Origin of the sequence: Actinomycetospora atypica, assembly GCF_042653685.1 — a bacterium.
Classification (GTDB): domain Bacteria; phylum Actinomycetota; class Actinomycetes; order Mycobacteriales; family Pseudonocardiaceae; genus Actinomycetospora; species Actinomycetospora atypica.
Genome location: NZ_JBHSIV010000029.1, coordinates 47,061 through 71,422, shown reverse-complemented (window position 1 = coordinate 71,422; position 24,362 = coordinate 47,061). Strand labels below are relative to the sequence as shown.

Annotated in this window: 24 protein-coding genes, 3 tRNA genes and 1 pseudogene; 4 read left to right on the top strand and 24 right to left on the bottom strand. The window is 72.8% G+C overall.

The genetic code is table 11. The annotated features are described in order from the left end of the window. Positions 1-22: 22 nt before the first annotated feature. The 12 genes and pseudogenes from ACFPBZ_RS22640 to ACFPBZ_RS22585 form a co-directional block, all read right to left on the bottom strand. A complete protein-coding gene (locus ACFPBZ_RS22640) occupies positions 23-1,081 on the bottom strand; it encodes an MCE family protein (protein WP_378038370.1) in 1,059 nt (352 codons plus the stop codon). Then, complete coding sequence (locus tag ACFPBZ_RS22635; protein ID WP_378038369.1) at positions 1,078-2,580, bottom strand: MCE family protein; 1,503 nt, start codon at positions 2,578-2,580, stop codon at positions 1,078-1,080. Before ACFPBZ_RS22635 ends, ACFPBZ_RS22640 begins: the two co-directional genes overlap by 4 nt. After that, positions 2,577-3,416, bottom strand: coding sequence for an MlaE family ABC transporter permease (locus ACFPBZ_RS22630; protein WP_378038368.1), 840 nt, complete (start codon positions 3,414-3,416; stop codon positions 2,577-2,579). The genes ACFPBZ_RS22635 and ACFPBZ_RS22630 overlap by 4 nt, the downstream gene beginning before the upstream one ends. 48 nt (positions 3,417-3,464) lie before the next feature. After that, the gene (locus ACFPBZ_RS22625; RefSeq protein WP_378038367.1) at positions 3,465-4,259 is read right to left on the bottom strand and encodes an MlaE family ABC transporter permease; all 795 of its coding nucleotides are present in this window, start codon (positions 4,257-4,259) and stop codon (positions 3,465-3,467) included. Between the two features lie 803 nt (positions 4,260-5,062). Then, positions 5,063-6,064, bottom strand: a pseudogene (locus ACFPBZ_RS22620) (ABC transporter ATP-binding protein); the annotation flags it as partial. A 358-nt stretch (positions 6,065-6,422) separates the two neighbouring features. Continuing rightward, on the bottom strand, positions 6,423-6,809 hold the full coding sequence (gene rplL / locus ACFPBZ_RS22615) for a 50S ribosomal protein L7/L12 (RefSeq protein WP_378038366.1): 387 nt from the start codon (positions 6,807-6,809) through the stop codon (positions 6,423-6,425). A 75-nt stretch (positions 6,810-6,884) separates the two neighbouring features. Beyond that, complete coding sequence (gene rplJ, locus ACFPBZ_RS22610) at positions 6,885-7,481, bottom strand: 50S ribosomal protein L10 (RefSeq protein ID WP_378038365.1); 597 nt, start codon at positions 7,479-7,481, stop codon at positions 6,885-6,887. A gap of 334 nt (positions 7,482-7,815) precedes the next feature. Beyond that, a complete protein-coding gene (gene rplA / locus ACFPBZ_RS22605; RefSeq protein WP_378038364.1) occupies positions 7,816-8,532 on the bottom strand; it encodes a 50S ribosomal protein L1 in 717 nt (238 codons plus the stop codon). Positions 8,533-8,608: 76 nt separating this feature from the next. After that, positions 8,609-9,043 (bottom strand): 50S ribosomal protein L11, encoded by a 435-nt coding sequence (gene rplK, locus ACFPBZ_RS22600; protein ID WP_378038363.1) that lies wholly within the window; start codon positions 9,041-9,043, stop codon positions 8,609-8,611. 64 nt (positions 9,044-9,107) lie between these two features. Further along, positions 9,108-10,043, bottom strand: coding sequence for a transcription termination/antitermination protein NusG (gene nusG, locus ACFPBZ_RS22595; RefSeq protein WP_378038378.1), 936 nt, complete (start codon positions 10,041-10,043; stop codon positions 9,108-9,110). Positions 10,044-10,189: 146 nt separating this feature from the next. Then, positions 10,190-10,585 (bottom strand): preprotein translocase subunit SecE, encoded by a 396-nt coding sequence (gene secE, locus ACFPBZ_RS22590; protein ID WP_378038362.1) that lies wholly within the window; start codon positions 10,583-10,585, stop codon positions 10,190-10,192. Between the two features lie 100 nt (positions 10,586-10,685). Further along, positions 10,686-10,758: transfer RNA gene (locus tag ACFPBZ_RS22585), tRNA-Trp, on the bottom strand. A 170-nt stretch (positions 10,759-10,928) separates the two neighbouring features. Between ACFPBZ_RS22585 and ACFPBZ_RS22580 the strand changes: the two genes are divergently transcribed. Beyond that, positions 10,929-12,179 (top strand): pyridoxal phosphate-dependent aminotransferase, encoded by a 1,251-nt coding sequence (locus ACFPBZ_RS22580; protein ID WP_378038361.1) that lies wholly within the window; start codon positions 10,929-10,931, stop codon positions 12,177-12,179. 33 nt (positions 12,180-12,212) lie between these two features. Continuing rightward, complete coding sequence (locus ACFPBZ_RS22575) at positions 12,213-13,067, top strand: SGNH/GDSL hydrolase family protein (protein WP_378038360.1); 855 nt, start codon at positions 12,213-12,215, stop codon at positions 13,065-13,067. Between the two features lie 31 nt (positions 13,068-13,098). On the opposite strand, the gene ACFPBZ_RS22570 is transcribed toward ACFPBZ_RS22575, so the two are convergent. From ACFPBZ_RS22570 to ACFPBZ_RS22545, 6 genes are all read right to left on the bottom strand, one after another. Beyond that, a complete protein-coding gene (locus tag ACFPBZ_RS22570; RefSeq protein WP_378038359.1) occupies positions 13,099-13,518 on the bottom strand; it encodes a MaoC/PaaZ C-terminal domain-containing protein in 420 nt (139 codons plus the stop codon). Then, positions 13,515-13,955: an FAS1-like dehydratase domain-containing protein gene (locus ACFPBZ_RS22565; RefSeq protein ID WP_378038358.1), complete on the bottom strand. Its 441-nt coding sequence runs from the start codon at positions 13,953-13,955 to the stop codon at positions 13,515-13,517. The genes ACFPBZ_RS22570 and ACFPBZ_RS22565 overlap by 4 nt, the downstream gene beginning before the upstream one ends. A gap of 2 nt (positions 13,956-13,957) precedes the next feature. Continuing rightward, positions 13,958-14,122, bottom strand: a complete 165-nt coding sequence (gene rpmG / locus ACFPBZ_RS22560; protein ID WP_230756020.1) for a 50S ribosomal protein L33 — start codon at positions 14,120-14,122, stop codon at positions 13,958-13,960. A gap of 43 nt (positions 14,123-14,165) precedes the next feature. Continuing rightward, positions 14,166-14,238, bottom strand: a tRNA-Met gene (locus ACFPBZ_RS22555). 70 nt (positions 14,239-14,308) lie between these two features. After that, a tRNA-Thr gene (locus tag ACFPBZ_RS22550) sits at positions 14,309-14,381 on the bottom strand. A gap of 15 nt (positions 14,382-14,396) precedes the next feature. Continuing rightward, the gene (locus ACFPBZ_RS22545) at positions 14,397-16,472 is read right to left on the bottom strand and encodes a putative bifunctional diguanylate cyclase/phosphodiesterase (RefSeq protein ID WP_378038357.1); all 2,076 of its coding nucleotides are present in this window, start codon (positions 16,470-16,472) and stop codon (positions 14,397-14,399) included. A gap of 286 nt (positions 16,473-16,758) precedes the next feature. On the opposite strand from ACFPBZ_RS22545, the gene ACFPBZ_RS22540 reads away from it, so the two are divergent. Then, entirely contained in the window at positions 16,759-18,036 is a 1,278-nt protein-coding gene (locus tag ACFPBZ_RS22540; RefSeq protein ID WP_378038356.1) for a competence/damage-inducible protein A, read from the top strand. Here the strand turns inward: ACFPBZ_RS22540 and ACFPBZ_RS22535 are convergent. Continuing rightward, on the bottom strand, positions 18,033-18,200 hold the full coding sequence (locus tag ACFPBZ_RS22535; protein WP_378038355.1) for a hypothetical protein: 168 nt from the start codon (positions 18,198-18,200) through the stop codon (positions 18,033-18,035). The genes ACFPBZ_RS22540 and ACFPBZ_RS22535 overlap by 4 nt on opposite strands. Positions 18,201-18,329: 129 nt before the next feature. Here ACFPBZ_RS22535 and ACFPBZ_RS22530 point away from each other — a divergent pair, with 129 nt between their 5' ends. Continuing rightward, on the top strand, positions 18,330-19,154 hold the full coding sequence (locus ACFPBZ_RS22530) for an alpha/beta fold hydrolase (RefSeq protein ID WP_378038354.1): 825 nt from the start codon (positions 18,330-18,332) through the stop codon (positions 19,152-19,154). Here the strand turns inward: ACFPBZ_RS22530 and ACFPBZ_RS22525 are convergent. Genes ACFPBZ_RS22525 through ACFPBZ_RS22505 form a run of 5 tightly spaced genes read right to left on the bottom strand, consistent with a single transcriptional unit; the run spans position 19,151 to position 24,324 of the window. Beyond that, positions 19,151-20,527, bottom strand: a complete 1,377-nt coding sequence (locus ACFPBZ_RS22525; RefSeq protein ID WP_378038353.1) for a WS/DGAT/MGAT family O-acyltransferase — start codon at positions 20,525-20,527, stop codon at positions 19,151-19,153. The two genes, ACFPBZ_RS22530 and ACFPBZ_RS22525, sit on opposite strands and share 4 nt — an antisense overlap. Further along, positions 20,524-21,336 carry an alpha/beta fold hydrolase gene (locus ACFPBZ_RS22520; RefSeq protein WP_378038352.1) on the bottom strand — a complete coding sequence of 271 codons (813 nt, stop codon included), beginning with the start codon at positions 21,334-21,336 and terminating at the stop codon, positions 20,524-20,526. The genes ACFPBZ_RS22525 and ACFPBZ_RS22520 overlap by 4 nt, the downstream gene beginning before the upstream one ends. After that, entirely contained in the window at positions 21,333-22,895 is a 1,563-nt protein-coding gene (locus tag ACFPBZ_RS22515; protein WP_378038351.1) for an acyl-CoA synthetase, read from the bottom strand. Before ACFPBZ_RS22515 ends, ACFPBZ_RS22520 begins: the two co-directional genes overlap by 4 nt. Before the next feature lie 20 nt (positions 22,896-22,915). After that, entirely contained in the window at positions 22,916-23,104 is a 189-nt protein-coding gene (locus tag ACFPBZ_RS22510) for a hypothetical protein (protein WP_378038350.1), read from the bottom strand. Beyond that, positions 23,020-24,324: an aldehyde dehydrogenase family protein gene (locus ACFPBZ_RS22505; protein WP_378038349.1), complete on the bottom strand. Its 1,305-nt coding sequence runs from the start codon at positions 24,322-24,324 to the stop codon at positions 23,020-23,022. The genes ACFPBZ_RS22510 and ACFPBZ_RS22505 overlap by 85 nt, the downstream gene beginning before the upstream one ends. Between the last annotated feature and the right edge of the window lie 38 nt (positions 24,325-24,362).

Here is a 24,362-nt window from a genome sequence, read left to right as displayed (position 1 = left end):
GGGTTCCGTTTCCGGAACGGCTTCATCCGTTGCATCGGTAACCCCCACCCAGGAGCTCCGGCGGGAGCGAGATCGAGATCGGGTTCGGGAGCGGGAGCTGGATCGGTCCCGGCAGCGACGTGTCGATCTGGACGCCCGCGGAGCAGAGGTAGAAGTTGAACCAGGACCCGTAGCTTCCGGCGCGACCGATGTTGTTGGCCTTCTGCGGGGTCTTTTCGAGGAAGTTCTCCACGAGGCCTCGGTTGCGGTTGAGGATGTCGGACAGCTGACCGAGCTTGACGATGTCGTCGCGGAGCGGCGGGCGGGCGGCGTCGAGGAACCCGGCCGTCACCTGCGTGAGGTCGGCGATCGGCTGCAGGGTGGACCCGATGGCGACCCGGTCCTGCGCGAGGCCCGTCACCAGCTGCTGCAACGAGACGATGAGGCTCGAGAGCTTCTCGTCGCGGGCGTTCACCGTGTCGAGGACCAGGTTCAGGTTGTTGACGACGTTGCCGATCACCGCGTCGCGGTCCGCGATCGTGGAGGTCAGCGACGCCGTGCTGGCGAGCAGCTGGTTGATGTTGCCGCTCTCGCCCTGCAGCACCTGGATGATCTCGAACGACAGCCGGTTGACGTCGTCGGGGCTCAGGGCCTGGAACAGCGGCTTGAAGCCGTTGAACACCACGGTGAGGTTGAGCGGCGGCTGCGTCTGCGTCACCGGCACCGTGTCGCCGGGCTGCAGGTACTGGTTCATCGGCCCGTTGCCGCGCTGGATCTCCAGGTACCGCTGCCCGACGAGGTTCTGGTACTTGATGACGAACCGGGCGCCGACCGGGAGCTTGCGGGCCTCGTCCACGGAGAACGACACCTCGGCCACCGACCGGTCGGCCACCTGGACGTCGGTGACCTGGCCGACGCGGACCCCCGCGATGCGCACGTCGCTGCCGGCGATGAGGCCCGAGGCGTCGACGAAGCGGGCCTTGTAGTCCTCGGTCGACCCGAAGTACTGGTTCTGGACGGTGCTCAGCAGCAGGAGCACCGACAGCACCGTCACGATCGCGAAGATGCCGAGCTTGATCAGCGGTGCGACGACGCCCCTCATGAGAGCTCCACCGTCGTGCCGCGCATCGTGGCGGCGGTGAGGTACGGGGCGAAGGCCGGGACCTGCGCGGGCGAGAGGCCCATCTGCATCCCGGTCAGCTCGGTCACCAGCGATCGCTCCTCGGGGGAGTTCGGCGTGTTGGGCAGACCGATGTTGGCGGCGTCGATCCGGGCCGCCCCCTGGCCCTCGGTGGGAGCGGCGGCCGGGGGCTCGTCCTCGCCGGCTGCCGGCGCGGGGTCCTCGGCGGCGGGGCCCCCGGCGGCGGGAGCACCGGCGGCGGGAGCACCGGCGGCGGGAGCACCGGCGGCCGGGGCACCGACCCGGGTCTGGACGCCGCCGTTGTCGCCGCCGGTCACGTCCATCGACGCGTTCGACGCCGCGGGCGGGGCGTACGACCCGTCGCGGAACGGCCCGCCCGCCGGCGGGTACTGCGGCGCCTTGCCGTTGACGAAGTAGCAGCGCGGCCCACGGTTGTCCCGGAACGCCGGTGAGTCGCTCGGGAGGTACTTGCCGCGGTCGATGACGAGCTCGGCCGCGATCTTGATGCCCGTGGTCGGCGTCAGGACCTCGTTGATCTTCGGTGTCAGGTCCGTCAGCTGCTGGAACAGGCACGGGAACTCGGGGCTGTAGCGGCGCAGCAGGTCGAGCACCGGGTACGACCGGGCACTCAGCTCGATAAGGTTCGGCCGGTTGGCCACCAGGAACGTCGTGGCGACGTCCGAGGCGGAGGTGACCGTGCGGAACGTCGACTCGAAGGCCGCCCGCTCCTCCACCAGGGTCCGGCTCGTCGTCACGAGGTTGTCCAGCGCGGAGAGCAGGTCGGGCAGGGCCGCGGTGTAGATGTCCGCGGTCGGCGCGAGGAGCCGCAGGTCGTTGATCAGGTCGGGCAGCGAGGGGTTGAGGCCGCCGACGAACTGGTTGAGCTGGACCAGCGTGGCGCCGGTCTGCTGACCGCGCCCGGACAGGGCCTGCGAGACCGCCCCGAGGGTGTCCGACAGCTTCTGCGGCTCGACCGCCTGGATCACCGGGAGGAGGTTGTTCAGCACCTGCTCGGTCTCGGTCGCGTTCTGCGAACGGTCCTGGCCGATGACGTCGCCCTCCTGCAGGCGCCGCGGGCTCGGGTTCGGCGGCTCCTCGAGGGAGACGAAGCGCTCGCCGAACAGCGTCTTCGGGACCAGCCGTGCGGTGACGTTGCTGGGGATCGCCGTGAGCGCGTCGGGGTCCATAGCCATCTGGACCGTGGCCTTCTGCCCGTCCGACTCGACCGACTTGATCTCGCCGACGATCACGCCGCGGACCTTGACGTCACCCTGCTTCGAGAGCTGGTTGCCGACCGAGTCGGTCTCCAGCGTGACCATGTCGACGGGCTTGAAGAACTTGTTGAACTGCAGGAGGCACAGCGTCACGATCAGCGCGATGATCAGGAGGAGCGCGACTCCCGCCAGCCGACGGCGGGTCGACGAGAGCGGCGGGCGGAGGTCCTTCGTCGGCGCGGTCATCCCGCGATCCGGACCGACGTCGTGGTGCCCCAGATCGCCAGGGTCAGCAGGTTGTCCAGGATGGTGAACACGACGATCGAGTTGCGCACCGCGTTACCCACGGCGACGCCCACCCCGGCCGGCCCGCCACCGGCGTTGTAGCCGTAGTAGCAGTGGATCAGGATGATCACGAAGGCGAAGGCGAGCACCTTGAGGAACGAGTAGACGACGTCCTGGGGCGGCAGGAACAGGTTGAAGTAGTGGTCGTAGGTGCCCGACGACTGCGTGTAGAAGTTCGTCACGAGCAGCCGCGACGCGAGGTAGGACGCCACCAGGCCGAGGACGTAGAGCGGGATGACGGCGACGAAGCCGGCGATCACGCGGGTGGTGACGAGGAACGGCAGCGAGGGCACGGCCATGACCTCGAGGGCGTCGATCTCCTCCGACACCCGCTGGGCGCCGAGCTGGGCGGTGAACCCCGCGCCGACCGTCGCCGAGAGCGCCAGCGCACCGACCAGGGGCGCCACCTCGCGGGTGTTGAAGTAGGCGGTCACGAAGCCGGAGAACGCCGACGTCCCGATCTGGTTCAGCGCCGAGTAGCTCTGCAGACCGACGACCGAGCCGGTGAAGAACGTCAGGGTCGCGACGATGACGACCGTGCCGCCGATGACCGCGAGGGCGCCGGATCCGAAGGCCACCTCGGTGAGGAGCCGCAGCACCTCGCGCTTGTACCGGCGCAGGGTGCGGGGGATCCAGCCGATCGTCTGCGCGTAGAACGTCGCCTGGTCGCCCAGGGTGTCGAGGACGCCCAGGGGGCCGTCCACGAGCGCGCGGGCGCGACGCGTGATCACTGCCATTGATGGTCTCCGGCCGGGTGGGGAGCGAGCCGCATGAGGGGCGCGTACCTAGAACTTGTTCGGGGGGACGAGATTCAGGTACACGGCCGACACGATGACGTTGATCGCGAACAGCAGGATGAACGTGACGACCACGGCCTCGTTGACCGCGTCCCCCACGCCCTTGGGCCCACCCGAGGGGTTCAACCCGCGGTAGGCCGCGACCACGCCGGCCGCGAGGCCGAACAGGGCCGCCTTGATGAAGCCGACCAGGAGGTCGGTCGGCTTCGAGAGAGCCGAGAAGCCCTGTACGTAGGCGCCCGGGGTGACGCCCTGCAGCACGACGTTGAAGTAGTAGCCGCCGGCGACGCCGACGATCGAGACGAGTCCGAAGAGCAGCGCGGACACGAGGATGGCGGCGAGGACACGCGGGACGACGAGGCGCTGGATGGGGTTGATGCCCAGCACCTCCATCGCGTCGATCTCCTCACGGATGGTGCGGGCACCGAGGTCGGCGCAGATCGCCGAGCCGCCGGCACCGGCCACCAGGAGGGCACAGATGACGGGTGCGGCCTGCTGGATGACGGCCAGCGTGCTCGCCGCGCCGGAGAACGACTGCGCACCGAACTGCCGGATCAGTGACCCCAGCTGCAGGGAGATGACCGAGCCGAAGGAGATCGAGACCAGTGCCGCGGGGAGGATGCAGACCCGCGAGATGAACCAGCACTGCTCGATGAACTCCTTCGTCTGGAACGGCCGCTGGAAGATGCCGACGAAGATGTCCAGGCCGAGGGCGAAGAGCTTGCCGGTGGCCGAGATGGCGCCGGCGCCGGGGAAGCGGCCGGCGGTGATGCGTGACGTCACGAGCCGCTCCGACGGAAGAGGCGACGCAGGCCGCCCTCGGAGCGCTGGGGACGCTCCTCACCGGGGGCCTCCTGGCCGCTCTGGTGCCGGCCGCCCTGCTGGTCCCGGCCGGCCTGGTTCTGCGGGTCGGCCCCACCGGCCAGCTGGTCGGCGGCCGAGAGGTCCTGACCCGAGCCGTCGGTGGCGGCGGGGACCGCCCAGCCCGCGCGCTCGTCGCCGCGGTCGGACTGCTCGCGCTGCTGGGTCGCGACGAGCTGCGTGGGGCCGTCGTCGGAGCCGCCGCCGTCGCGGGAGCCGCCACCGTCCTGCACCACCGGAATCTGCTCGGTGTGCTGGTCGTCGTCGGACCCGGCGTCGTCCCCGCCCTGGCGCTCGCCCCGGGAGCCGTCGGCGTCGTCGTCGGAGGAACCGTCGGTGTCGTCCGAGTCGTCGTCGGAGGAGTCGCCGTCGCCGGAGTCGTCGGACGACCCGGCGCCGGAGGCCCCGGACTTCTCGTCCTCGGACTTCGTGTGCTCGCCCGCCTGGGGCAGCACGACGGTGCCGCCGGCGTAGTCGTCGACCGGCACACCGACCAGCGGCTCGTCGGACTCCGGCGGGTCCGGCGGGGCCTTCCGCGCCTCGGCATCGGCGTTCGGGTCACCGCTGCCGGCCTGGTCGCCCTCGCCGTCACCCTCGCCCGCCGGGGAGCCCTCGACCATCGACTCGGTCTGGTTCTCCTTCATCGCCTGGTACCCGAACGGGTCGGCGTCCTCCGGCGGGTTGTCCCGGGTGACCTCGATCAGCTCCGTGCGGTCCTGGTCGCGGCTGATGCCGTACCGCTCCATGTCCTCCTCGGTCAGCGACTCGAGGATGGCGGTCTGGGCCTTCTCCGGGAGCGTGTGGAGGATCTGCATGACGCGGTCCTTGCGGCGCTGCGTCGCCTTGCGGACACCGAGTCCCTCGGTGGGCATCAGCTGCGGGTCGATGAACGACTCCTCGGACTCCGCCGAGCCGCCCTGCTTCTTGAGCTCCTCCATCTCGGCTTCCATCTGGGCGGTGTCCTTCTCCTCGGACATCCCGATGGGACCGACCCGGCGACCCTGCAGGAACTGCTGGACCACGGGCTCCTCGGAGGTCAGCAGGACCTCGCGGGGGCCGAACATCACCAGGTTGCGGCGGAACAGCATCCCGATGTTGTCCGGGAGCGACCGGGCCGTGCCCAGGTGGTGGGTGACGATGAGGATCGTCGCGTCGAGCTGGGTGTTCAGGTCGACGATGAGCTGGTTGAGGTACGCGGTGCGGACCGGGTCGAGGCCCGAGTCGGGCTCGTCGACCAGGATGATCTCGGGGTCGAGCACCAGGGCGCGGGCCAGGCCGGCGCGCTTCTTCATCCCGCCGGAGATCTCGCCGGGGAGCTTGTCCTCCGCGCCGCCGAGCCCGACCAGGTCGAGCTTCTCCATGACGATGTCCTTGATCTCGGACTCGCCCTTGCGGGTGTGCTCGCGCAGCGGGAACGCGATGTTGTCGTAGATGTTCATCGACCCGAACAGCGCGCCGTCCTGGAACAGCACGCCGAACAGCTTGCGGATCTCGTAGAGCTTCGACTCCGAGCACCGCACGAGGTCGGTGTCGTGGATGAAGATCGAGCCCTTCTCGGGCTTGAGCAGACCGATGATCGACTTCAGCAGCACCGACTTACCGGTACCCGACGGGCCGAGCAGCACGCTGACCTCACCGGCCGGCAGCGTGAGCGTCACGTCGGACCAGATGTTCGAGCTGCCGAACGACTTCGAGAGGTTCTTGATCCCGACCTCGACGCCACCCATGAACTGCCTCCCGGCCTGCTGTCCGACCTCGCCGTCGCGCACCCGGCCACCGGAGGGCCGCGTTCCGCGTTGTGCGCCGAACCACGACGCGACGTCCCGAGGAGTCGGGCATCACATCGACAACGACGGGCGCGAGGGGAGGTTACTGGACGGGTAACTAGGGTCACCCGCCGAGGTGTCACCCACCGTCCGGGTGACCTCGGAGCGAAGCGAACGGCGTATCGGTACACCCGTTCTACTGCTCCGAACGGGCCAGGAACACGACGAGGGGGCGGGGTCCGTGACGGACCCCGCCCCCTCGTGGCGGTACTGCGGCGGCTCCCCCGTCACCGGGGGAACACGCGGGAGAAGCGCAGGATCAGGTGAGGCTGATCTTGGCGCCGGCCTCCTCGAGCTTCGCCTTGGCGGCCTCGGCGGCCTCCTTGGTGACGCCCTCGACGATGGCCTTCGGGGCGCTCTCGACGAGCTCCTTGGCCTCCTTGAGGCCCAGGCCCGAGACGACCTCGCGGACGACCTTGATGACCTGGATCTTCTTGTCGCCGGCGGCCTCGAGGACGACGTTGAACTCGTCCTTCTCCTCCTCGACCGGAGCGGCGGCACCGCCGCCGGCCGGGGCGGCCGCGGCGACCGGGGCCGCGGCGGTGACCTCGAAGGTCTCCTCGAACTGCTTCACGAACCCCGAGAGCTCGAGGAGCGTCATCTCCTTGAAGGCATCGAGCAGCTCGTCGGTGGACAGCTTCGCCATGGTGGCGGGTTCCTTCCTCGTACGACGCCCGGGTACCGACCCGGGCGAGATGGTGGGGTGGGTCGCAGCGACCCGTCAGGCCTCGGCGGCGGCGGCGTCGGCCGACTCGACCGCCGCGACGGCCTCCTCGGTGCTCCCGCTGCCCTCGGCGGCCCGCTTGTCCTGCAGGGCCTGGGCGAGCCGGGCGATCTGCGAGGCCGGGGCGGCGAACAGGCCCGCGGCCTTGGCGAGGTTGCCCTTCATCGCGCCGGCGAGCTTCGCCAGCAGGACCTCGCGCGAGTCCAGGTCGGCCAGCTGGTCGACCTCGGCGGCGGAGAGGGCGCGCCCCTCCATGTAACCGCCCTTGACGACCAGGGCCTTGTTGTCCTTCTGGAAGCTGCGCAGCGCCTTGGCGGCGTCCACGGGCTCACCGGACACGAACGCGATCGCGGTCGGCCCGACGAGCAGCTCGTCGAGACCCTCGACCCCGGCCTCGGCGGCTGCCAGCTTGACCAGCGTGTTCTTGGCGACGGTGTAGGTCACGTCGTTGCCCAGCGATCGACGCAGCTGCGTGATCTGCTTCATCGTCAGGCCCCGGTACTCGGTGACGACCATGGCCGAGGCATCGCGGAACTCCGCGGTGATCTCGGCGACGGCGGCCACCTTCTCGGCGGCCGGTGCACGTTCGGCCATCCGCGCCTCCTTCCTCACTCGGGCGTGCGGTGACCGGGCACCACCAGACTGCTCCGAACGACGAAACGCCCCGTGCGCAGTCGCACGGGGCGTGGAGGGGGGCACGGCACACGGGGCACCGGGTCCGTCACGACCTCGTTCTCCTGCGCGGGCGTCCGACGAGCGGACCTTCGTCCTGCCCGCACCGGGTGCGGGAGGAGACCTGCGGTCTCGGGTGGAACTCGGTGACGGTGTCGGCGGGGAACCCGCCGGACTGTCGGACCCCACGATACGCGACGGCCCGGGACACCCCGTCGAGCGGGTCTCCCGGGCCGGCCGTTCGCGTCGTGGGCGACTACTGGGCGTTCTCCGCGCCGGTGAGGTTCCGCGTGCGGTTCGGGTCGACCGGGATGCCCGGGCCCATCGTCGTCGTCACGGTGATCTTCTTGACGTAGCGGCCCTTGGCGGCCGCCGGCTTCGCCCGGAGGATCTCGTCGAGAGCAGCCCCGTAGTTCTCGACGAGCTTCTCCGCGTCGAAGCTGGCCTTGCCGATCACCAGGTGCAGGTTGGCCTGCTTGTCCACGCGGAAGTTGACCTTGCCGCCCTTGATGTCGGAGACGGCACGGGCCACGTCCGGGGTGACCGTGCCGGTCTTCGGGTTGGGCATGAGGCCACGCGGGCCGAGGATGCGGGCCACCCGGCCGACCTTGGCCATCTGGTCGGGCGCGGCGACGGCGGCGTCGAAGTCGAGCCACCCGCCCTGGATGCGCTCGATCAGGTCGTCCGACCCGACGACGTCGGCCCCGGCGTTCTCGGCCTCGGTCGCCTTGTCGCCGGTGGCGAAGACGATCACGCGGGCGGTCTTGCCGGTGCCGTGCGGCAGGTTGATGGTGCCGCGCACCATCTGGTCGGCCTTGCGAGGATCGACCCCGAGGCGCATCGCGACCTCGACGGTCGCGTCCATCTTCGTGGCCGAGGTCTTCTTCGCGAGCTCCACGGCCTCGAGCGGCGCGTAGAGGTGCTCCTCGTCGATCAGCTCGGCGGCCTGGCGGTAGGCCTTGCTGCGCTTCATGTGCTGTCCTTCGGTACTCGGATCAGGTGTGGTGACGGGCGGCGCGCGCCCTCCCACGGGGTTCCGGCGGGCGGACTCAGCCGGAGACGGTCAGGCCCATCGACCGGGCGGTGCCGGCGATGATCTTGGCGGCCTGGTCGATGTCGTTGGCGTTGAGGTCCTCCATCTTCGTCTGCGCGATCTCACGGATCTGCGCGTCGGTGACGGAGCCGACCTTCTTGGTGTGCGGCGTCGCGCTGCCGGACTGCACGCCGGCCGCGGCCAGCAGCAGACGGGCGGCGGGCGGCGTCTTCAGCTTGAAGTCGAACGACCGGTCCTCGTAGATCGAGATCTCGACGGGGACGATCTGACCACGCTGCGGCTCGGTGGCCGCGTTGTAGGCCTTGCAGAACTCCATGATGTTGACGCCGTGCTGACCCAGCGCGGGGCCGACCGGCGGGGCGGGCGTCGCCGCGCCGGCCTTGATCTGCAGCTTGACGACCGCGGACAGTCGCCTCTTCTTCGGGGGCATCCCTACAGCTTCCTCACGTTCTAGTACGGGGCTCGCGACCCCGGCCGGACACCGGGGCCACGTCTCAAATCTTCGAGACCTGGTTGAAGCCGAGCTCCACCGGGGTCTCGCGACCGAAGATCGACACCAGGACCTTGACCTTCTGGGCGTCGACGTTGACCTCCGAGATGCTCGCCGGGAGCGTGGCGAACGGGCCGTCCATGACGGTCACCGACTCGCCGACCTCGAAGTCGACCTCGACCGACGACTGGCCGCCACCGGACGTGGCGGTCTCGGTCTTGCCGTCGGACCCCTTGGTCTTCTTCGGCGTCTCCTGGCGCGGCAGGAGGAACTTGACGACGTCGTCGAGGGCCAGCGCCGAGGGCCGCGACGTCGCACCGACGAAACCGGTGACGCCGGGCGTGTTGCGCACGGCGCTCCACGACGCGTCGTTCAGGTCCATCCGCACCAGGATGTAGCCGGGCAGCACCTTGCGCTGGACCTGCTTGCGCTGCCCGTTCTTGATCTCGGTGACCTCCTCGGTGGGCACCTCGACCTGGAAGATGAAGTCCTCGACGTCGAGCGTCTGCACGCGCGTCTCGAGGTTGGTCTTCACCTTGTTCTCGTAGCCCGCGTACGAGTGCACGACGTACCAGTCGCCGGGCGCCAGGCGCAGCGACTCCTTGAGGGCCTTGGCCGGGTCCTCGGGCTCGTCGTCCTCGACGGCCGCCGGCTCCTCGGCCGCGACGACCTCCTCGACGGGGGCGCCCGCCGCGCCGACCGCGGTCTCGTCGGCGGTGCCGACGGCCTGGTCGGGCAGCTCCTCGGCGTCCTCGGGCTCGCCGTCGGCCCGGGCGCCGAGCGCCTCGCGGGCGGCGGCCAGGTCGGCCTCCGGGTCGTGCGCGTCGTCGTCGGGGACGTCGCCGTCCTGGCGGGCCTGCGCGGCCGCGCGGGCGACCTCGGCGTCGTCGAGCGTCGCCGGGGCCTCCTCGGTGCTGAGGTCGGAACCCTCGCGCACCATCACGCCACGCGTGCGGGCCTCGCCCACGAGCTCGGGCTCGCCACCCTCGGGCCCGGTGGCGGGAACATCTGCGGAGGTCACTTCTCGTCTCACTTCCTTCGGGTGCGCGGCGGTGCCGTGCGCCAGGGGGTTCCGGTCGTCCGCGGTCAGCCGAACAGGGTGAAGGTCAGCTTCTGGAAGCCGAGGTCCAGGAAGAAGACCAGCGTGACCATGAACGCCACGAAGACCAGGACGACCGCCGTGTAGACGACGATCTGACGCCGCGTCGGCCAGTGGACCTTGCGCAGCTCCGCGACGACCTCACGCAGGAAGCGCCGGAGCCGCGCGATCGGCGACCCCTCGGACGTCCCGGTGGAGCGGCCGTCGCGCGACGGGGTCGCGCCGCCCTTCGTGGCGACCGACGACCCGGTCTCCGTGCCCTCGGCTCCACCGCGCCGACGCCGCCCGGCGGCGGTGACGGGGCGGGACTCGGCACGCGCGTCGTCGGAGCTCCCGGAACCGTCGGCACCGGGGCGACGTCGCCCGCCCGTGTCCTCGCTCACTGTTCCGTCCTCACCCCGGCGGCCCCGCCGGCTGCTCGGCCGGCGGCACCGGGCGCCGTCTCGATGGTCGCGGTGTCCGCACCGTCTCCGGCGCGGGGTGCAGGGGCGACAGGACTTGAACCTGCAACCTGCGGTTTTGGAGACCGCTGCTCTGCCAATTGAGCTACGCCCCTGTGGCGGCCCGTCGGGGGCCGCCGAGCGGAGAGCACACGACCCGGACGCACGTCGGACCGAGGACTCATCGCCCTGTGCACCCAATGCTACGGCACCCCCTCCCCGCGCCCGGTCGTGGCCCCTGCGGTGGGGCGAATCCCGGTGGAGCCGGTCTGGAAGAATCCCGCGCATGACCGCAGTCACGTCCACGCCTTCCGGGGACCTCTCCCCGGCCGCCTCCGACCGCCGCATCTCCGAGCGCATCGGGGGCATCGCGGAGTCGGCGACGCTGGCGGTCGACGCGAAGGCGAAGGCCCTGAAGGCGGCCGGCCGCCCGGTGATCGGCTTCGGCGCCGGCGAGCCCGACTTCCCCACCCCGCAGCCGGTCGTCGACGCCGCCGTCGCCGCGTGCAGCGACCCGAAGAACCACCGCTACTCCCCCGCGGGTGGGCTGCCCGAGCTGCGCGAGGCCGTCGCCGCCAAGACGCTGCGCGACTCGGGGTGGCAGGTCTCGGCCTCCCAGGTCCTCATCACCAACGGCGGCAAGCAGGCCGTCTTCGAGGCCTTCGCGACGATCGTCGACCCGGGCGACGAGGTCCTGCTGCCGGCCCCGTTCTGGACCACCTACCCCGAGGCCGCCCGCATGGCCGGCGGGGAACCGGTCCAGGTCGACACCGACGCGTCGACCGGCTTCCTGCCGACCGTCGAGGCCCTCGAGGCCGCCCGCACCCCGCGCACCAAGGTGCTGCTGTGGTGCTCGCCGTCGAACCCCACCGGCGCGGTCGCCCCGCGCGAGCTGGTCGAGGCGGTCGGTCGCTGGGCCGTCGAGCACGGCATCTGGGTGATCGCCGACGAGATCTACGAGCACCTCGTCTACGACGGCGCCGAGCACGTCTCGATGCCGGTGGCCGTCCCGGAGCTGGCCGAGCGCTGCATCGTCGTGAACGGGGTGGCGAAGACCTACGCGATGACGGGGTGGCGCGTCGGCTGGCTGATCGGCCCGACAGACGTGGTGAAGGCCGCCGCCAACATGCAGTCGCACGTCACCTCGAACGTCTGCAACGTCGCGCAGCGCGCGGCCCTCGAGGCGGTGTCCGGCCCGCTCGACGCGGTCGACGAGATGCGCACGGCCTTCGACCGCCGCCGGCGCACCATCGTCGAGATGCTCTCCGCGATCGACGGGGTCGAGTGCCCGACGCCCCGGGGCGCCTTCTACGCCTACGCGGACGTCCGGGGACTGCTCGGCCGCGAGCTGCGCGGCGAGCGCCCGCAGACCTCGGTCGACCTCGCGGCGGCCATCCTGGAACACGCCGAGGTGGCCGTCGTGCCTGGCGAGGCGTTCGGGACCCCGGGATACTTCCGGCTGTCGTACGCGCTGGGCGACGACGATCTCCGCACCGGGGTGGGCCGCATGGCCGACCTCCTCGCCGAGATGTCCTGACGTCCCGCGGGACGTCGCGACGAGGGGGAGCGCATGTGGCGGTCGCTGCTGGCCGGACTGACCGCCGGAGCCCTCCTCGTCGGGACGGCGGGGGTGGCCTCCGCGCAGGAGACCTCCCCCTACGTCGCGCTCGGTGACTCGTACACGTCGTCGCCGCTGACCGGCCTCACCGCCGGCGCACCGATCGGGTGCCTGCGCTCGTCGAACAACTACCCCCACCTCGTCGCGCGGGAGCTCGGCGCCCAGCTCACCGACGTGAGCTGCGCCGGCGCCACCGCCCGCGAGTTCGGTTCGGCGCAGTCCACGAGCGCGGGCGTCAACCCGCCGCAGTACGCGGCGCTGGGCCGCTCGACGCGGCTGGTGACCGTCGGGATCGGCGGCAACGACATCGGCTTCTCCGAGATCGTCCGGACCTGCCTCTCGGCGCTGCCGATCGGGACGCCCTGCCGCGACCGCTACACCACGGGCGGCACCGACCAGCTCCGGCAGCGGATCGCCGCTCTCGGCCCGACGCTGGCGACGGTCCTCGCCGAGGTGCACCGCCGCTCCCCCGACGCCCGCGTCGCCCTGGTCGGCTACCCGTCGGTCCTGCCCGCGACCGGGCCCGGGTGCTACCCGGCGGTGCCGATCACGCCGGGCGACGCCGCCTACCTGCGCGGGATCCTGGCCGACCTGAACACCCGCATCCAGCGGTCCGCCCGGGCCGGGGACGCGACGTACGTCGACACCTACACGTCCACGGTGGGGCACGACTTCTGCCGGGTGCCGGGGAAGAAGTGGATCGAGGGCATCATCCCCACGAACCCGGCGTACCCCGTGCACCCGAACGCGCAGGGCTCGGCCGCCCTGTCGCGGGCCGTCCTCGCCACGCTGTCCGACTCGGACTGAGTCCGGCGCTCCAGCCGGTGGGCCGGGCGGGCTAGCGGGCGCGCAGCACCGCGAGGGCCTTGCCCAGCACGCCCTTGCCGTCGGGTCCCGTGGCGGTCACGGCCAGGGTGACCGCCCCGTTGTCGTCCACGGCCTTCACCGTGGCGCCGAGGGCGATCGTCGCGCCCCCGTCGTCGTCGGGGACGACGACCGGGCGGGTGAAGCGGGTGGAGAACGACCGGACGGCGGCGGGGTCGCCCGCCCAGTCGGCGACGAACTGCGCGGCCAGGGCCATCGTCAGCATCCCGTGCGCGATGACGCCGGGCAGGCCGACCCCGGTGGCCGTGCGGTCGTTCCAGTGGATCGGGTTGAGATCGCCGGAGGCGCCGGCGTAGCGGACCAGGTCGGCGCGGGTGACCGCGACCTCGCGGCCCGGGACCACGTCGCCGACGGTGACCTCGGGGAGACTCACGAGGCCCGCCCGACGAGGGTCGCGGTGCTGACGAGCACGGCCGCCCCGTCGGGGTCGGTGACGTCGCAGCGGAAGGTGACGACGTCGTTGCCCGCGAGCTCCTTGATCTCGGCGACGCTGACGACGGACGTCAGCACGTCGCCGGCGACGACCGGGCGGTGCAGCTCGAAACCCTGGTCGCGGTGCACGACGCGGGTGAAGTCGAGCCCGAGAGCCGGGTCGTCGACGACCTCACGGGTGGCCGCCCAGGTGAACACGACCGGGAAGGTCGGCGGGGCGACCACGTCGGGGTGTCCGGCGGCGCGGGCCGCCTCCACGTCGGAGTGCACCGGGTCGGTGGCGCCGACGGCGAGTGCGAACTCCCTGACCTTCTCCCGGCCGACCTCGTAGGTCACGGCCGGCCAGGAGCGGCCGACGAAGGAGGGGTCCAGCGGCACGGTCAGCGGGTCTCGCGGTGCCCGCGGTGCGTGCCGCAGTTGGGGCAGAACTTCTTCAGGGTGAGCCGGTCGGGGTCGTTCCGGCGGTTCTTCCTGGTGATGTAGTTGCGGTTCTTGCACTCCTCGCACGCGAGCGTGATCTTGGGGCGCACGTCGGTTGCGGCCATGGGAGTGTCCTCTCGACTTCTACTGCGAACGCATCTGCTTGAGTAGCGGTGGCCGGACTTGAACCGGCGACACAGCGATTATGAGCCGCTTGCTCTGCCACCTGAGCTACACCGCCACGGTGCACCGGGAATCGTATCCCGGCATGACGAAACCGGCGGGGCGTGCCCGCCGGTCCCCTCTCACCGAGCCCCTTTACGGAATCGAACCGTAGACCTTCTCCTTACCATGGAGACGCTCTGCCGACTGAGCTAAAGGGGCCAGTCTACCTGCGGTTCAGGCGACTCCGGTGGTGCCGGTCGCCGTTCCCGCGGGCAGGAACCACCGTACAGGGCCGCCCTCGACGCCCTGTGCGCCACCCCCTGCGACCGTGAGGGAGTCGAGCCAGCGCTCGAGGCACCGGGCGGGCAGCGGCCTGGACACCAGATAGCCCTGCGCCACGTCGCAGCCCATCTCGGTCAGGGCGACCCGCGCGGCGGCGTTCTCGACGCCCTCCGCGACCACGGTGAGCCCCAGCGTGTGGCCCATCTCGACGATCGCGCGGACCACCGCGGCGTCGCCGGACTCGCTGCTCATCCCGAGCACGAAGCTCTTGTCGATCTTCACGGTGTCGACCGGCAGGCGACGGAGGTGGGCCAGCGAGGACTGCCCGGTCCCGAAGTCGTCGACCGCGAGCCGGCACCCCAGCGCGTGGAGGCGGCGCAGGGCGGGCAGGGCGTACTCCCGCTCCACCGAGACCCCGCTCTCGGTGACCTCGAGGATCAGCCGGTTCGCCGGGACGCCGTGGCGGGCCAGGGCGTCGGCGACGAGGGCCGGGAAGGCGTCGTCGAGGGAGCCGACCGAGATGTTCACGGCCACCGACAGGTCCAGGCCGCGGTCGTGCCAGCGGCGGGCGGCGGCGAGGGACTCGTCGAGCACGAAGGCCGTCAGCCCGGCGATCTGGCCGGTGGCCTCGAGCACGGGGACGAACTCGTCGGGCAGCAGCGGGCCGAGCTCCGGGTGCTCCCAGCGCGCGAGGGCCTCCACCCCCAGGACGGTGCGGCCCTCGAGGGAGACGGTCGGCTGGTAGTGCACGCGCAGGTGCCCCTCGGCGACCGCCGGGGCGAAGCCGCGGATGATCGCGAGCCGCCGGTCGGCGCGCTCGCCCATGCTGGGCTCGTAGCAGCGCACCGGCTCGCCGCGGTCGCGGGCGGCGGTCAGGGCGATGTCGGCGCGGCCGAGCAAACGGGACGCGAGCACGTGGCCGTCCCGCTCCCCCGCCAGCGACGCCGCGTCGGCGGCGGCCACCCCGACGAGGACGGGCGCCTCGAAGGGGATGTCCTCGATCACCAGCGGCCGGACGAGCACGTCGCGCATCTCCTGCGCGCTGGCGTGGGCGGTCGGGGCGTCGACCCCCTCGACGACGACCGCGAAGGTGTCGCCCTCCAGCCGGGCCGCGAGCCGGGCCCCCGGGGCCACCTCGGCCGCCCGGGCACTCGCGCACACGGCGTCGAGGCGGTGCGCGGCGAGGGCGACGAAGCGCTCCCCGTGGGCGTGGCCCAGGGTGTCGTTGACCTGCTCGACGATCCCGAAGGACACCACCGCGACCGCGCCGGTGCCGTCGCGGAGGTGCTCCGCGGCCGCCCGCAGGAACCCGGGCCGGTTGAGCAGGCCGGTCAGCGGGTCGCGGTGGGCGTCGCGGCGCAGGCGGGCCTCGAGCCGGCTGTTCTCGACCTCGGCGCCCACCTGCCGCGCGATCGTCGCCAGCAGGGCGAGCTCGCCGCGGACGGCCGCGGGGCCGGGCCGCCGCCGTCCCCCGGCGCGGCGGACCCCGCCCCGGCCCGGGTCGTGGACCTCGATGACACCGCGGTGGGCGCGCGCGACGACGTCGGACGGGCGCTCCCCGGAGACCGGGTCGAGCGGGTCGGGCGCCGCGACGGGCGCCACGAGGATCTCGGTGGCGCCGCGGCGGCCCATCCAGACGCGGACCGCGGCGGGGGCCGCGCGGTGGTGCCAGCGCGAGGCGCCCCGACCGGACCGGAACGCCTCGGCGGGCGCGACCAGGGCCTCGACGGGGAGATCGGGCGGGAGGGGGGTGCCGGCGTGCTCGACGATCGTCGCGACCGCGACGACCACCCGGCGGGCGTCGTACCGGACCCGCAACGCCTCGGCGATCCCGCGGGCCGCCTCCCGGCCGTCGTCGGACCCGCGACGCCCGGCGTGCCCCGCGACGGCGCGGCCGACGGCCCCGAGCGTGCGAAGGTCGAGGCCGCGACGGACCCGGGCGCGGCGCAGCAGTGCCGTCGTCAGCGCGAGGGTGCCGACCACGAGCAGGAGCGCGGCGCCGAGCAGGACGACGGTGGCCGGACTCACCGGCGTGTCCTGCAGGACGCGTACGTCGGCGACACCCTGCCCTCCTCGCCCTCTCGCCGGCAGCGCGCCGCCGGTTCACTCCATCGGGTACGTGCTCACTCTACGCAAGAATCGCGGCCGTGAGGGGGTTTCCGACATCACTCGTAGGGACCCAAGCGGAGGATCTAGACACGTACCGTAGCCAGGGTCGCCACGACTCGGTGAGGACCGGTCACGCTCGGTGCCGATCGGCGGCGGACTGCCGGCCCTGGTGGGATGGAACTCCACGCGGGACGAGGAGGAACCGATGGCGGGGTCGAGGATCACGGCGGGCATCGTCGCCACCGGCAGCGAGCTGCTCGCGGGCCGGGTGCGCGACGCGAACGGGCCGTGGATCGCCGAGCGGCTCGGGCGGCTGGGGGTGGACGTCGTTGAGATCGTCCTCGTCGGCGACCGGCCCGAGGAGATGGACGCGGCCCTGCGCTCGCTGTCCGGGGTCGACCTGATCGTCACCAGCGGCGGCCTCGGCCCGACGGCGGACGACCTCACCGCCGCCGTGGTCGCCGACCTGACCGGGCGGCCCCTGGAGCTCGACGAGCACATGGAGAAGGTGGTCGGCGACATCATCTCGCGCTTCGCCGACCGGCTCCGCTGGGACGCCGACGCGCTGGCCGAGGCGAACCGCAAGCAGGCGATGGTGCCGCGCGGCGCCACCGCGATCCGTCCGGCCGGGACCGCCCCCGGGCTCGCGGTGCCGCCCGGCGACGGCGTCCCCACCGTGCTCGTCCTGCCCGGCCCGCCGCGCGAGGTCCACGCCATGTGGGACGACGCCGTGGCGAGCGCCCCCGTCCAGGCCCTGCTCGAGCGCACCGAGCCGTTCCTCGAGACCCACCTGCGCCTGTTCGGGGTGCCCGAGTCGGAGATCGCGGCGACGCTGCGGGCCGTCGGCGAGCACACCGACCTGGCCCCGCTGGAGATCGTCACCTGCCTGCGCGACTTCAGCCTGGAGGTCGACCTGCGCCGCCGGCCCGGCGACGAGGCCGCCGAGACCGCGCACGACGCGGTCGTCGCCGAGATCGACGCCCGGCACGGCGCCGCCGTGTTCTCCCGCACCGGGCAGACGATCGACGAGCTCCTCTTCGACCTGCTCTCCGGGCACACGATCGCCACCGCCGAGTCGTGCACCGGCGGCCTGCTCGCGGGCCGGCTCACCGAGCCCGCCGGGGCCTCCGCCCACGTGCAGGGCGGGATCGTGTCGTACTCCAACGAGGCGAAGGCGAACCTGCTGGGCGTGCCGCAGGACGTCCTCGACACCCACGGTGCGGTCTCCGTCCCCGCGGTGCAGGCGATGGCGCAGGGCGCGATCGACCGGTTCGGCGTCGACGTGGCCGTGGCCATCAGCGGGATCGCCGGGCCGGGCGGGGGCACCGAGCAGAAGCCGGTCGGCTACGTCTGCTTCTGCGTGCGCACCGCCGACGGCACCGAGATCGTGCGCGACCCGGTGCTGCCCGGCGAGCGCGGCGACGTCCGCGAGCGCTCGGTGGTGCTGGCGATGCACCTCGTGCGGCGCATCCTCACGGGCTAGGCCGTCAGGCCCCGGAAGAAGCGGATGATCTGCTCCACGGCGTCCCCGATCGCGGCGAGGATGCCGCGGACGGTGGCCGCCGCGTTGTCGGGCTGGGCGATGATGAAGTACAGGACGATCGCGACGACCAGCACGATGATCAGGAGTCGCAGGCGGGGGTTCATCGGGTCCTTCCGGCGGTCCTGTCCTTCTCCCGTGCTGGGTGTACCGACCGTAACGTGACATCCGCCCGGGCGAGGCCCGTTCGGTGTCGTGTCGCCGACACCGCCCCGCCCCCGGGGCAGGATGGGCCCATGCCCCTGACCGCCTTCACCCGCGGCGCCCTGCGCTTCGACGTCACCGACCGGGGTCCGGCCGACGCCGACGAGACGGTGCTGCTGCTGCACGGCTTCCCCCAGACCTCGGCGTCCTGGGATCCCGTCGCGGCGCACCTGCACGCCGCGGGCCTGCGCACGCTCGCCCCCGACCAGCGCGGCTACTCCCCCGGCGCCCGCCCCGCCGGCCGGTCGGCCTACCGGCTCGAGCACCTCGTCGACGACGCGGCCGCGCTGATCGAGTCGTCCGGCGCCGGATCGGTGCACGTGGTGGGGCACGACTGGGGCGCCGTCGTCGCGTGGGCGCTCGCCGCGCACCGCCCGGAGCTCGTGCGGACGGTGACCGGGGTGTCGGTGCCGCACCCGGCCGCCTTCGTCCGGGCGCTCTACGCCGGGCCGCAGCTGCCGCACTCCTGGTACATCGGCGCCTTCCAGCTCCCGGGGCTCCCCGAGGCCCTGCTCGGCGACGAGCGCCGCATGGCCGCCGTCCTGCAGCGCGGCGGGCAGCGCCGCGACGCCGCGCGCCGCGACGCCGCCGCCCTGTCCGGCCACCTGACCGGGCCGGTCAACTGGTACCGCGCCCTGCCGTTCGCCGCCCCCGGTTACACGCAGCGCCCGGTGCAGCGCCCGGCCCTGCAGGTCTGGAGCGACGGCGACGCCTTCGTCACGCGCGCCGCGATCGACAACAACCCGCGCTTCGTCCGCGCGCCCTACCGCCTCGAGGTCCTGCCGGGCGTCAGCCACTGGATTCCCGACGAAGCCCCCGACGAGCTGGCCGCGATGGTCCTCGCCCACATCGGCTAGACCGCGTCCTCCAGCTCACCCAGCGCCGTGTCGAGGTGCCCGAGGAGCCGCTGCAGGTGCGGGACGGCCCTCGGGCACCCGGTCAGCCCGAAGGCCATGCGGTCGGCGTAGCGCAGCAACGTGATGTTGAGGGCCTGCCCGTCGGACACCATCGACACCGGGTAGTTGTCGGTCACCTCGGCGCCGTCGAAGTACTGCGGTTCCTCGGTCGAGGGCACGTTCGAGATGATCAGGTTGACGACGGGGCGCGGCGGCTGCGGCAGGAGCCGCAGCGTCGGGAGTGCGGCGAGCCCCATCGTCGCGACGTTGAGGGCCACCGACGTCGTCGGGTCGAGCGCGCGCAGCGCCGCCTTGCCCTGGGTCATCGACGCCTGCACCTGCGCGAGCCGGGCCGCCGGGTCAGCGAGGTCGGTGCCGAGGACGCAGTAGACCGACCCCCAGGAGTTGCCCTGGGTGGCCGCCGCGGAGGTGTCGGTGCCCCGCAGCGACACCGGCACCATGGCGACGAGCGAACGCCCGGGCAGTTCCCCGAGGTCGGCGAGATAGGCCCGCAGGGCGCCCGAGCACATCGCGAGGCCGACGTCGTTGACCGTGGCCCCGGTGCGGCCCGCCACCGCCGTGAGCCGGTCGTGCGCCCAGGCGTCCCCGGCGAAGCGGCGCCGCCCGGACAGCCGCCAGTTGAAGCGGGTGGGCGGGGCGGCGAAGGCGACGCCGATGTCGCCGGTGGCCACCTGCGCGAGCGCCTTCCCCAGGGCCGGGAGCCCGCCGAGCACGCCGGAGGCCATGCCGGCGGCGCTGCTGATCAGGTCGCCGATCGTGCCGCCACCGGCCGACGACGACGGGGACGGCGTCCGGCCGACCGGACGACGCCACGGCGGCCGGCACCCGCGGGTGTCGGGGTCGAAGGACAGCCCGGAGACGATGTGCCGACTCAGGGTGATGCCGTCGAACAGCGAGTGGTGCATCTTCGTCACCAGGGCGACGCGGCCGTCGGCCAGCCCGGTCACCATCTCCGCCTCCCACAGCGGGCGGCTGCGGTCGAGCAGCCGGGAGTGCAGGGCGGAGACGTGCTCGAGCAGCTCCCGGACCCGTCCGGGCTCGGGCAGCGCGGTCCGGCGCACGTGGGCCGCGACGTCGAGGTCGTCGTCCGGCTCCCAGGACCACGCGCCGGCCGTGGACCACGACCGGACCGGCTTGCGGGTGAAGGCGCTCTTGACGTCAGTGGGGTCGACGAGGGCGGCGTGGAAGTCCTCGAGCCACTGCTCGCGGCGGTCCTCGGGCGGACGGAGGATCTGCAGCGCCGTGACGTGGGTCGGGTTCTCCCGCGACTCGCCGAGGAGGAAGAGGGCGTCCTGCGGCGGGACGAGGGTCATGCGGGCTCACGCTCCCGGGAGTCGACGGGCAGGGTGACGCCGAGGATCGCGTCGACGACGAGCTCCGGGTCGTCCCACATCGGGACGTGCCCCACGCCGGGCAGCCGGACGAACTCGGCCTCCGGCACGATCCGACGCATCGGCGCCCCGTAGGAGCGCCACGGGATCATGCGGTCGCGCTCGGCCCAGGCGATGCGCACCGGGCACGGGAGGTCGCGCAGCTCGCGGGTGGAGCCGTGCCCGGCGGCGGCGTCGAGCAACGGGAGCAGCACGTCGCAGCCCCGGACGTCGGCGACCATGTCGGGGACGAGCGCCGGGTCGATCCGCTCGCCGTGCTCCATCGTCTTGCGCAGCAGGGCCCGGCGCAGGGCCGGGCGCGCGGCGAGCACGGGTCCGAAGGCGGGCCGGGACACGGCGCGGAGCACGCGGAAGGTCCACAGCAGCCGGCGCAGGTCCCACCCCGAGCGCCAGCCGCCGGCCGGGGAGATCGCCACCGCCGAGCGGACCCGGCCGCGCCGCACGAGCTCCAGGGCCACCCAGCCGCCCAGGGAGTTCCCGACGACGTGCGCGGTCCCGATCCCCTCCGCGTCGAGCTGGGCGCACACCTCGTCGGTGAGCCGGTCGATCGTGAACGGGCCGGCGCCGGTGTCCCAGAACGGCCCGCCGCGGTGGCCGGGCATGGTCGGGGCGAAGACGCGGTGGTGCTCCCCGAGCGCGGGGAGGACGGGCTCCCAGCTGCGCCAGGACACCGACGCCCCGTGCAGCAGCACCAGCGGCGACCCGGCGCCGCCGCGGTACGCGTCGGTCACGCCGGTCCGCCGACGCCCGCGGACGCGTAGCGCTCGCGCAGCTGCCCCTTGACCAGCTTGCCGGTGGGCGTGCGCGGGAGGTCGTCGTCGAACACGAGCCGCCTCGGCACCTTGTAGCCCGAGATGCGGCCCCGCAGGTGGTCCAGCAGCTCCTCGGCGAGCGTGTCGTCCGCGGCCGTGCCCGGTTCGGGGCTGACGACCGCGAGGACGGACTCGCCCATGTCCTCGTCCGGAATGCCGACGACGGCCACGTCGAGCACACGCGGGTGGAGCGCGAGGGCGTCCTCGATCTCCTGCGGGTAGATGTTCACCCCGCCGGAGATGATCATGAAGCTCCTGCGGTCGGTGAGGTAGAGGAAGCCCTCGTCGTCCACGCGGCCGAGGTCGCCCGTCGTCGTCCAGGTCGGGTGCTCGGGGTGCTGCGCGGAGCGGGTCTTGTCCTCGTCGTTGTGGTAGGCGAACGGGACCTCGTCGCGCTCGAAGTACACCGTGCCGACCTCGCCGGCGGGGAGCTCCCGGCCCTCGTCGTCGCAGATGTGGAGGACGCCGAGCGCGGCGCGGCCGACCGAGCCGGGGTGCTCCAGCCAGGTCGCCGAGTCGATGAGCGTGACGCCGTTGGCCTCGGTGGAGGCGTAGTACTCCTGCAGCACCGGGCCCCACCAGTCGATCATCGCCCGCTTGACGTCGACCGGGCACGGCGCCGCCGCGTGGACCACGACGCGCAGGCTCGACACGTCGTAGGCCTCCCTGGTCTCCCGCGGGAGCTTGAGCAGGCGCACGAACATCGTCGGGACGAACTGTCCGTGGGTGACGCGGTGGCGCTGGATCGCGGCCAGGGCGCCCTCGGCATCGAAGCGGCGCATCAGCACCACGGTGCCGCCGGTGGAGTGGATCATGCCGCCGTAGCGCAGCGGCGCGGCGTGGTAGACCGGCGCCGGGGACAGGTAGACGGTGTCCTCGCCGAACCCGTAGAGCCGTCCGAACACGGCGAGCATGAGGTCGCCGGGCTCGTCGACCTGACGCTCGGGCAGGGTCGGCTTGATGCCCTTGGGGCGTCCGGTGGTGCCCGAGGAGTAGAGCATGTCGCTGCCGCGCGGCTGGTCGGCGAGCGGCTCGGCCGAGGTGGCCGCCAGCAGCGCCGCGCCGTCCTCGTGGCCGTCGAGGTCACCGTCGAGGGCGAGCCGGTGCTCGACCCCGGGCGTGCGGTCGAGGAGGGCGACGGCGAGCTCCCGCAGTGCCGGGCGCTCGCCGGCGACCACGAGCACGCGGGCGCCGCAGTCGTCGACGATGTAGGCGGCCTCGTCGGGCGCGAGGTGGTGGTTGATCGCCGTGATGTAGAGGCCCGAGCGCTGCGCCGCCCAGTAGACGACGAACGCCCACGGGGTGTTGTCGGCGAGCATGGCGACGACGTCGCCGCGGCGCAGGCCCTGCTCGGCCAGGGCGCGGGCGAGCCGGGTCGACTCCCGGTCGAGCTCGGCGTAGGTCATGGTCTCGCCGGTCTCGGCGACGACGACGGCGGGCCGCTCCGGGGCGGAGGCGGCGAAGGTCCCTGGGTACACGATTGCTCTCCTTCGAGCCGTCAGAAAATCTTGCGCAGCAGGCGCTTCGTCGTCTCCGCGTAGGGCGGGTAGACCAGCGACGGGTCGGGCCAGGTCGGCTTGACCAGCGTCGGGCGGCGGTGGCTCAGCGCCTCGAAGCCCCACTTGCCGTGGTAGGCGCCGGTCCCGCTGCGGCCGATGCCGCCGAAGGGCAGCTGCGGCACGAGCACGTGGAACATCTGTGGTTCGCGACGATGCCGCCGGTGGCGACGCGGTCGCGGACCGCGGCGATCGTCTCCCGGGTCCGGCTGAAGACGTAGGTGGCGAGCGGGCGCGGGCGGGCCTCGACGAACGCGACCGCCTCGTCCATCGAGTCGACCGTGAGCACCGGCAGGACCGGCCCGAAGATCTCCTCGCGCATCAGGGCCGAGTCGGGGTCGGGGTCCCGGACCACGGTGAGGTCGACGCCGGGGCCGGCGAGCTCGTCGGCGCCGGCGGTGGTCACCGAGGTGTCGCCGCCGAGCACCACCGTGCCGCCGTGGTCGGTGAGCAGGCCGCGCACCCGGGCACCGTGGCGGTCGTCGACCACCCGCATCGCGAGGTCCCCCTCGCGCATCTCGCGCGCGGCGGCCGTGAACCCGTCGACGAAGGCGTCGGCGACGTCGCGGTGCACGAGCACGTAGTCGGGCGCGACGCAGGTCTGACCCGAGTTCATGAGCTTGGTCCACGCGACTCGGCGGGCGGCGACGGCCACGTCGGCGGAGGCGTCGACGATCGTCGGGCTCTTGCCGCCGAGCTCGAGGGTGACCGGGACGAGGAGGCGGCCCGCGGCCTCGGCGACCTTCGCGCCCACCTCCGGGCTGCCGGTGAAGAACACGTGGTCGACGCCCGCGCCGATGAGCTCCTGGGTCTCGGCCGGTCCGCCCTGCACCACCGTGACCGCCTGCGGGTCGAGGTAGCGCGGGACCAGCCGGGCGAGCGCCTCCGCCGTGGCGGGGGCGTACTCGCTGGGCTTGAGCACCGCGGTGTCGCCCGCGGCCAGCGCCGCGACCAGCGGGGCGAGCGTCAGGTAGACGGGGTAGTTCCACGGCCCGACGATCGCGACGACGCCGACCGGCTCGGGACGCCAGAGACCGACGGCCGGCGCGACGCCCAGCGGCACGCCGGTGACGCGGGGCCGGGCCCACCAGCCGAGGTACCGGCGCGCGTAGCGCGACTCGGCGGCGGTGGACGAGAGGTCGGCGAGCCAGGCGTCGACGGCCGGGCGGCCGAGGTCGGCGGCGAGGGCCGCGACGAGCTCGTGCTCGCACTCGGCGAGCAGGCGCTCGAGGGCGGACAGCTGGCCCCGGCGCCAGGCGAGCGACCGGGTGCGCCCCGAGTCGAACGCCTCCCGCGCGGCGGCGACGGCGTCGGCCACCGGGGTGGACGACGGGGCGTGCGCGACGGACATCGGCGTCCTCTCGAGAATGATCACGACTGCCGACACAA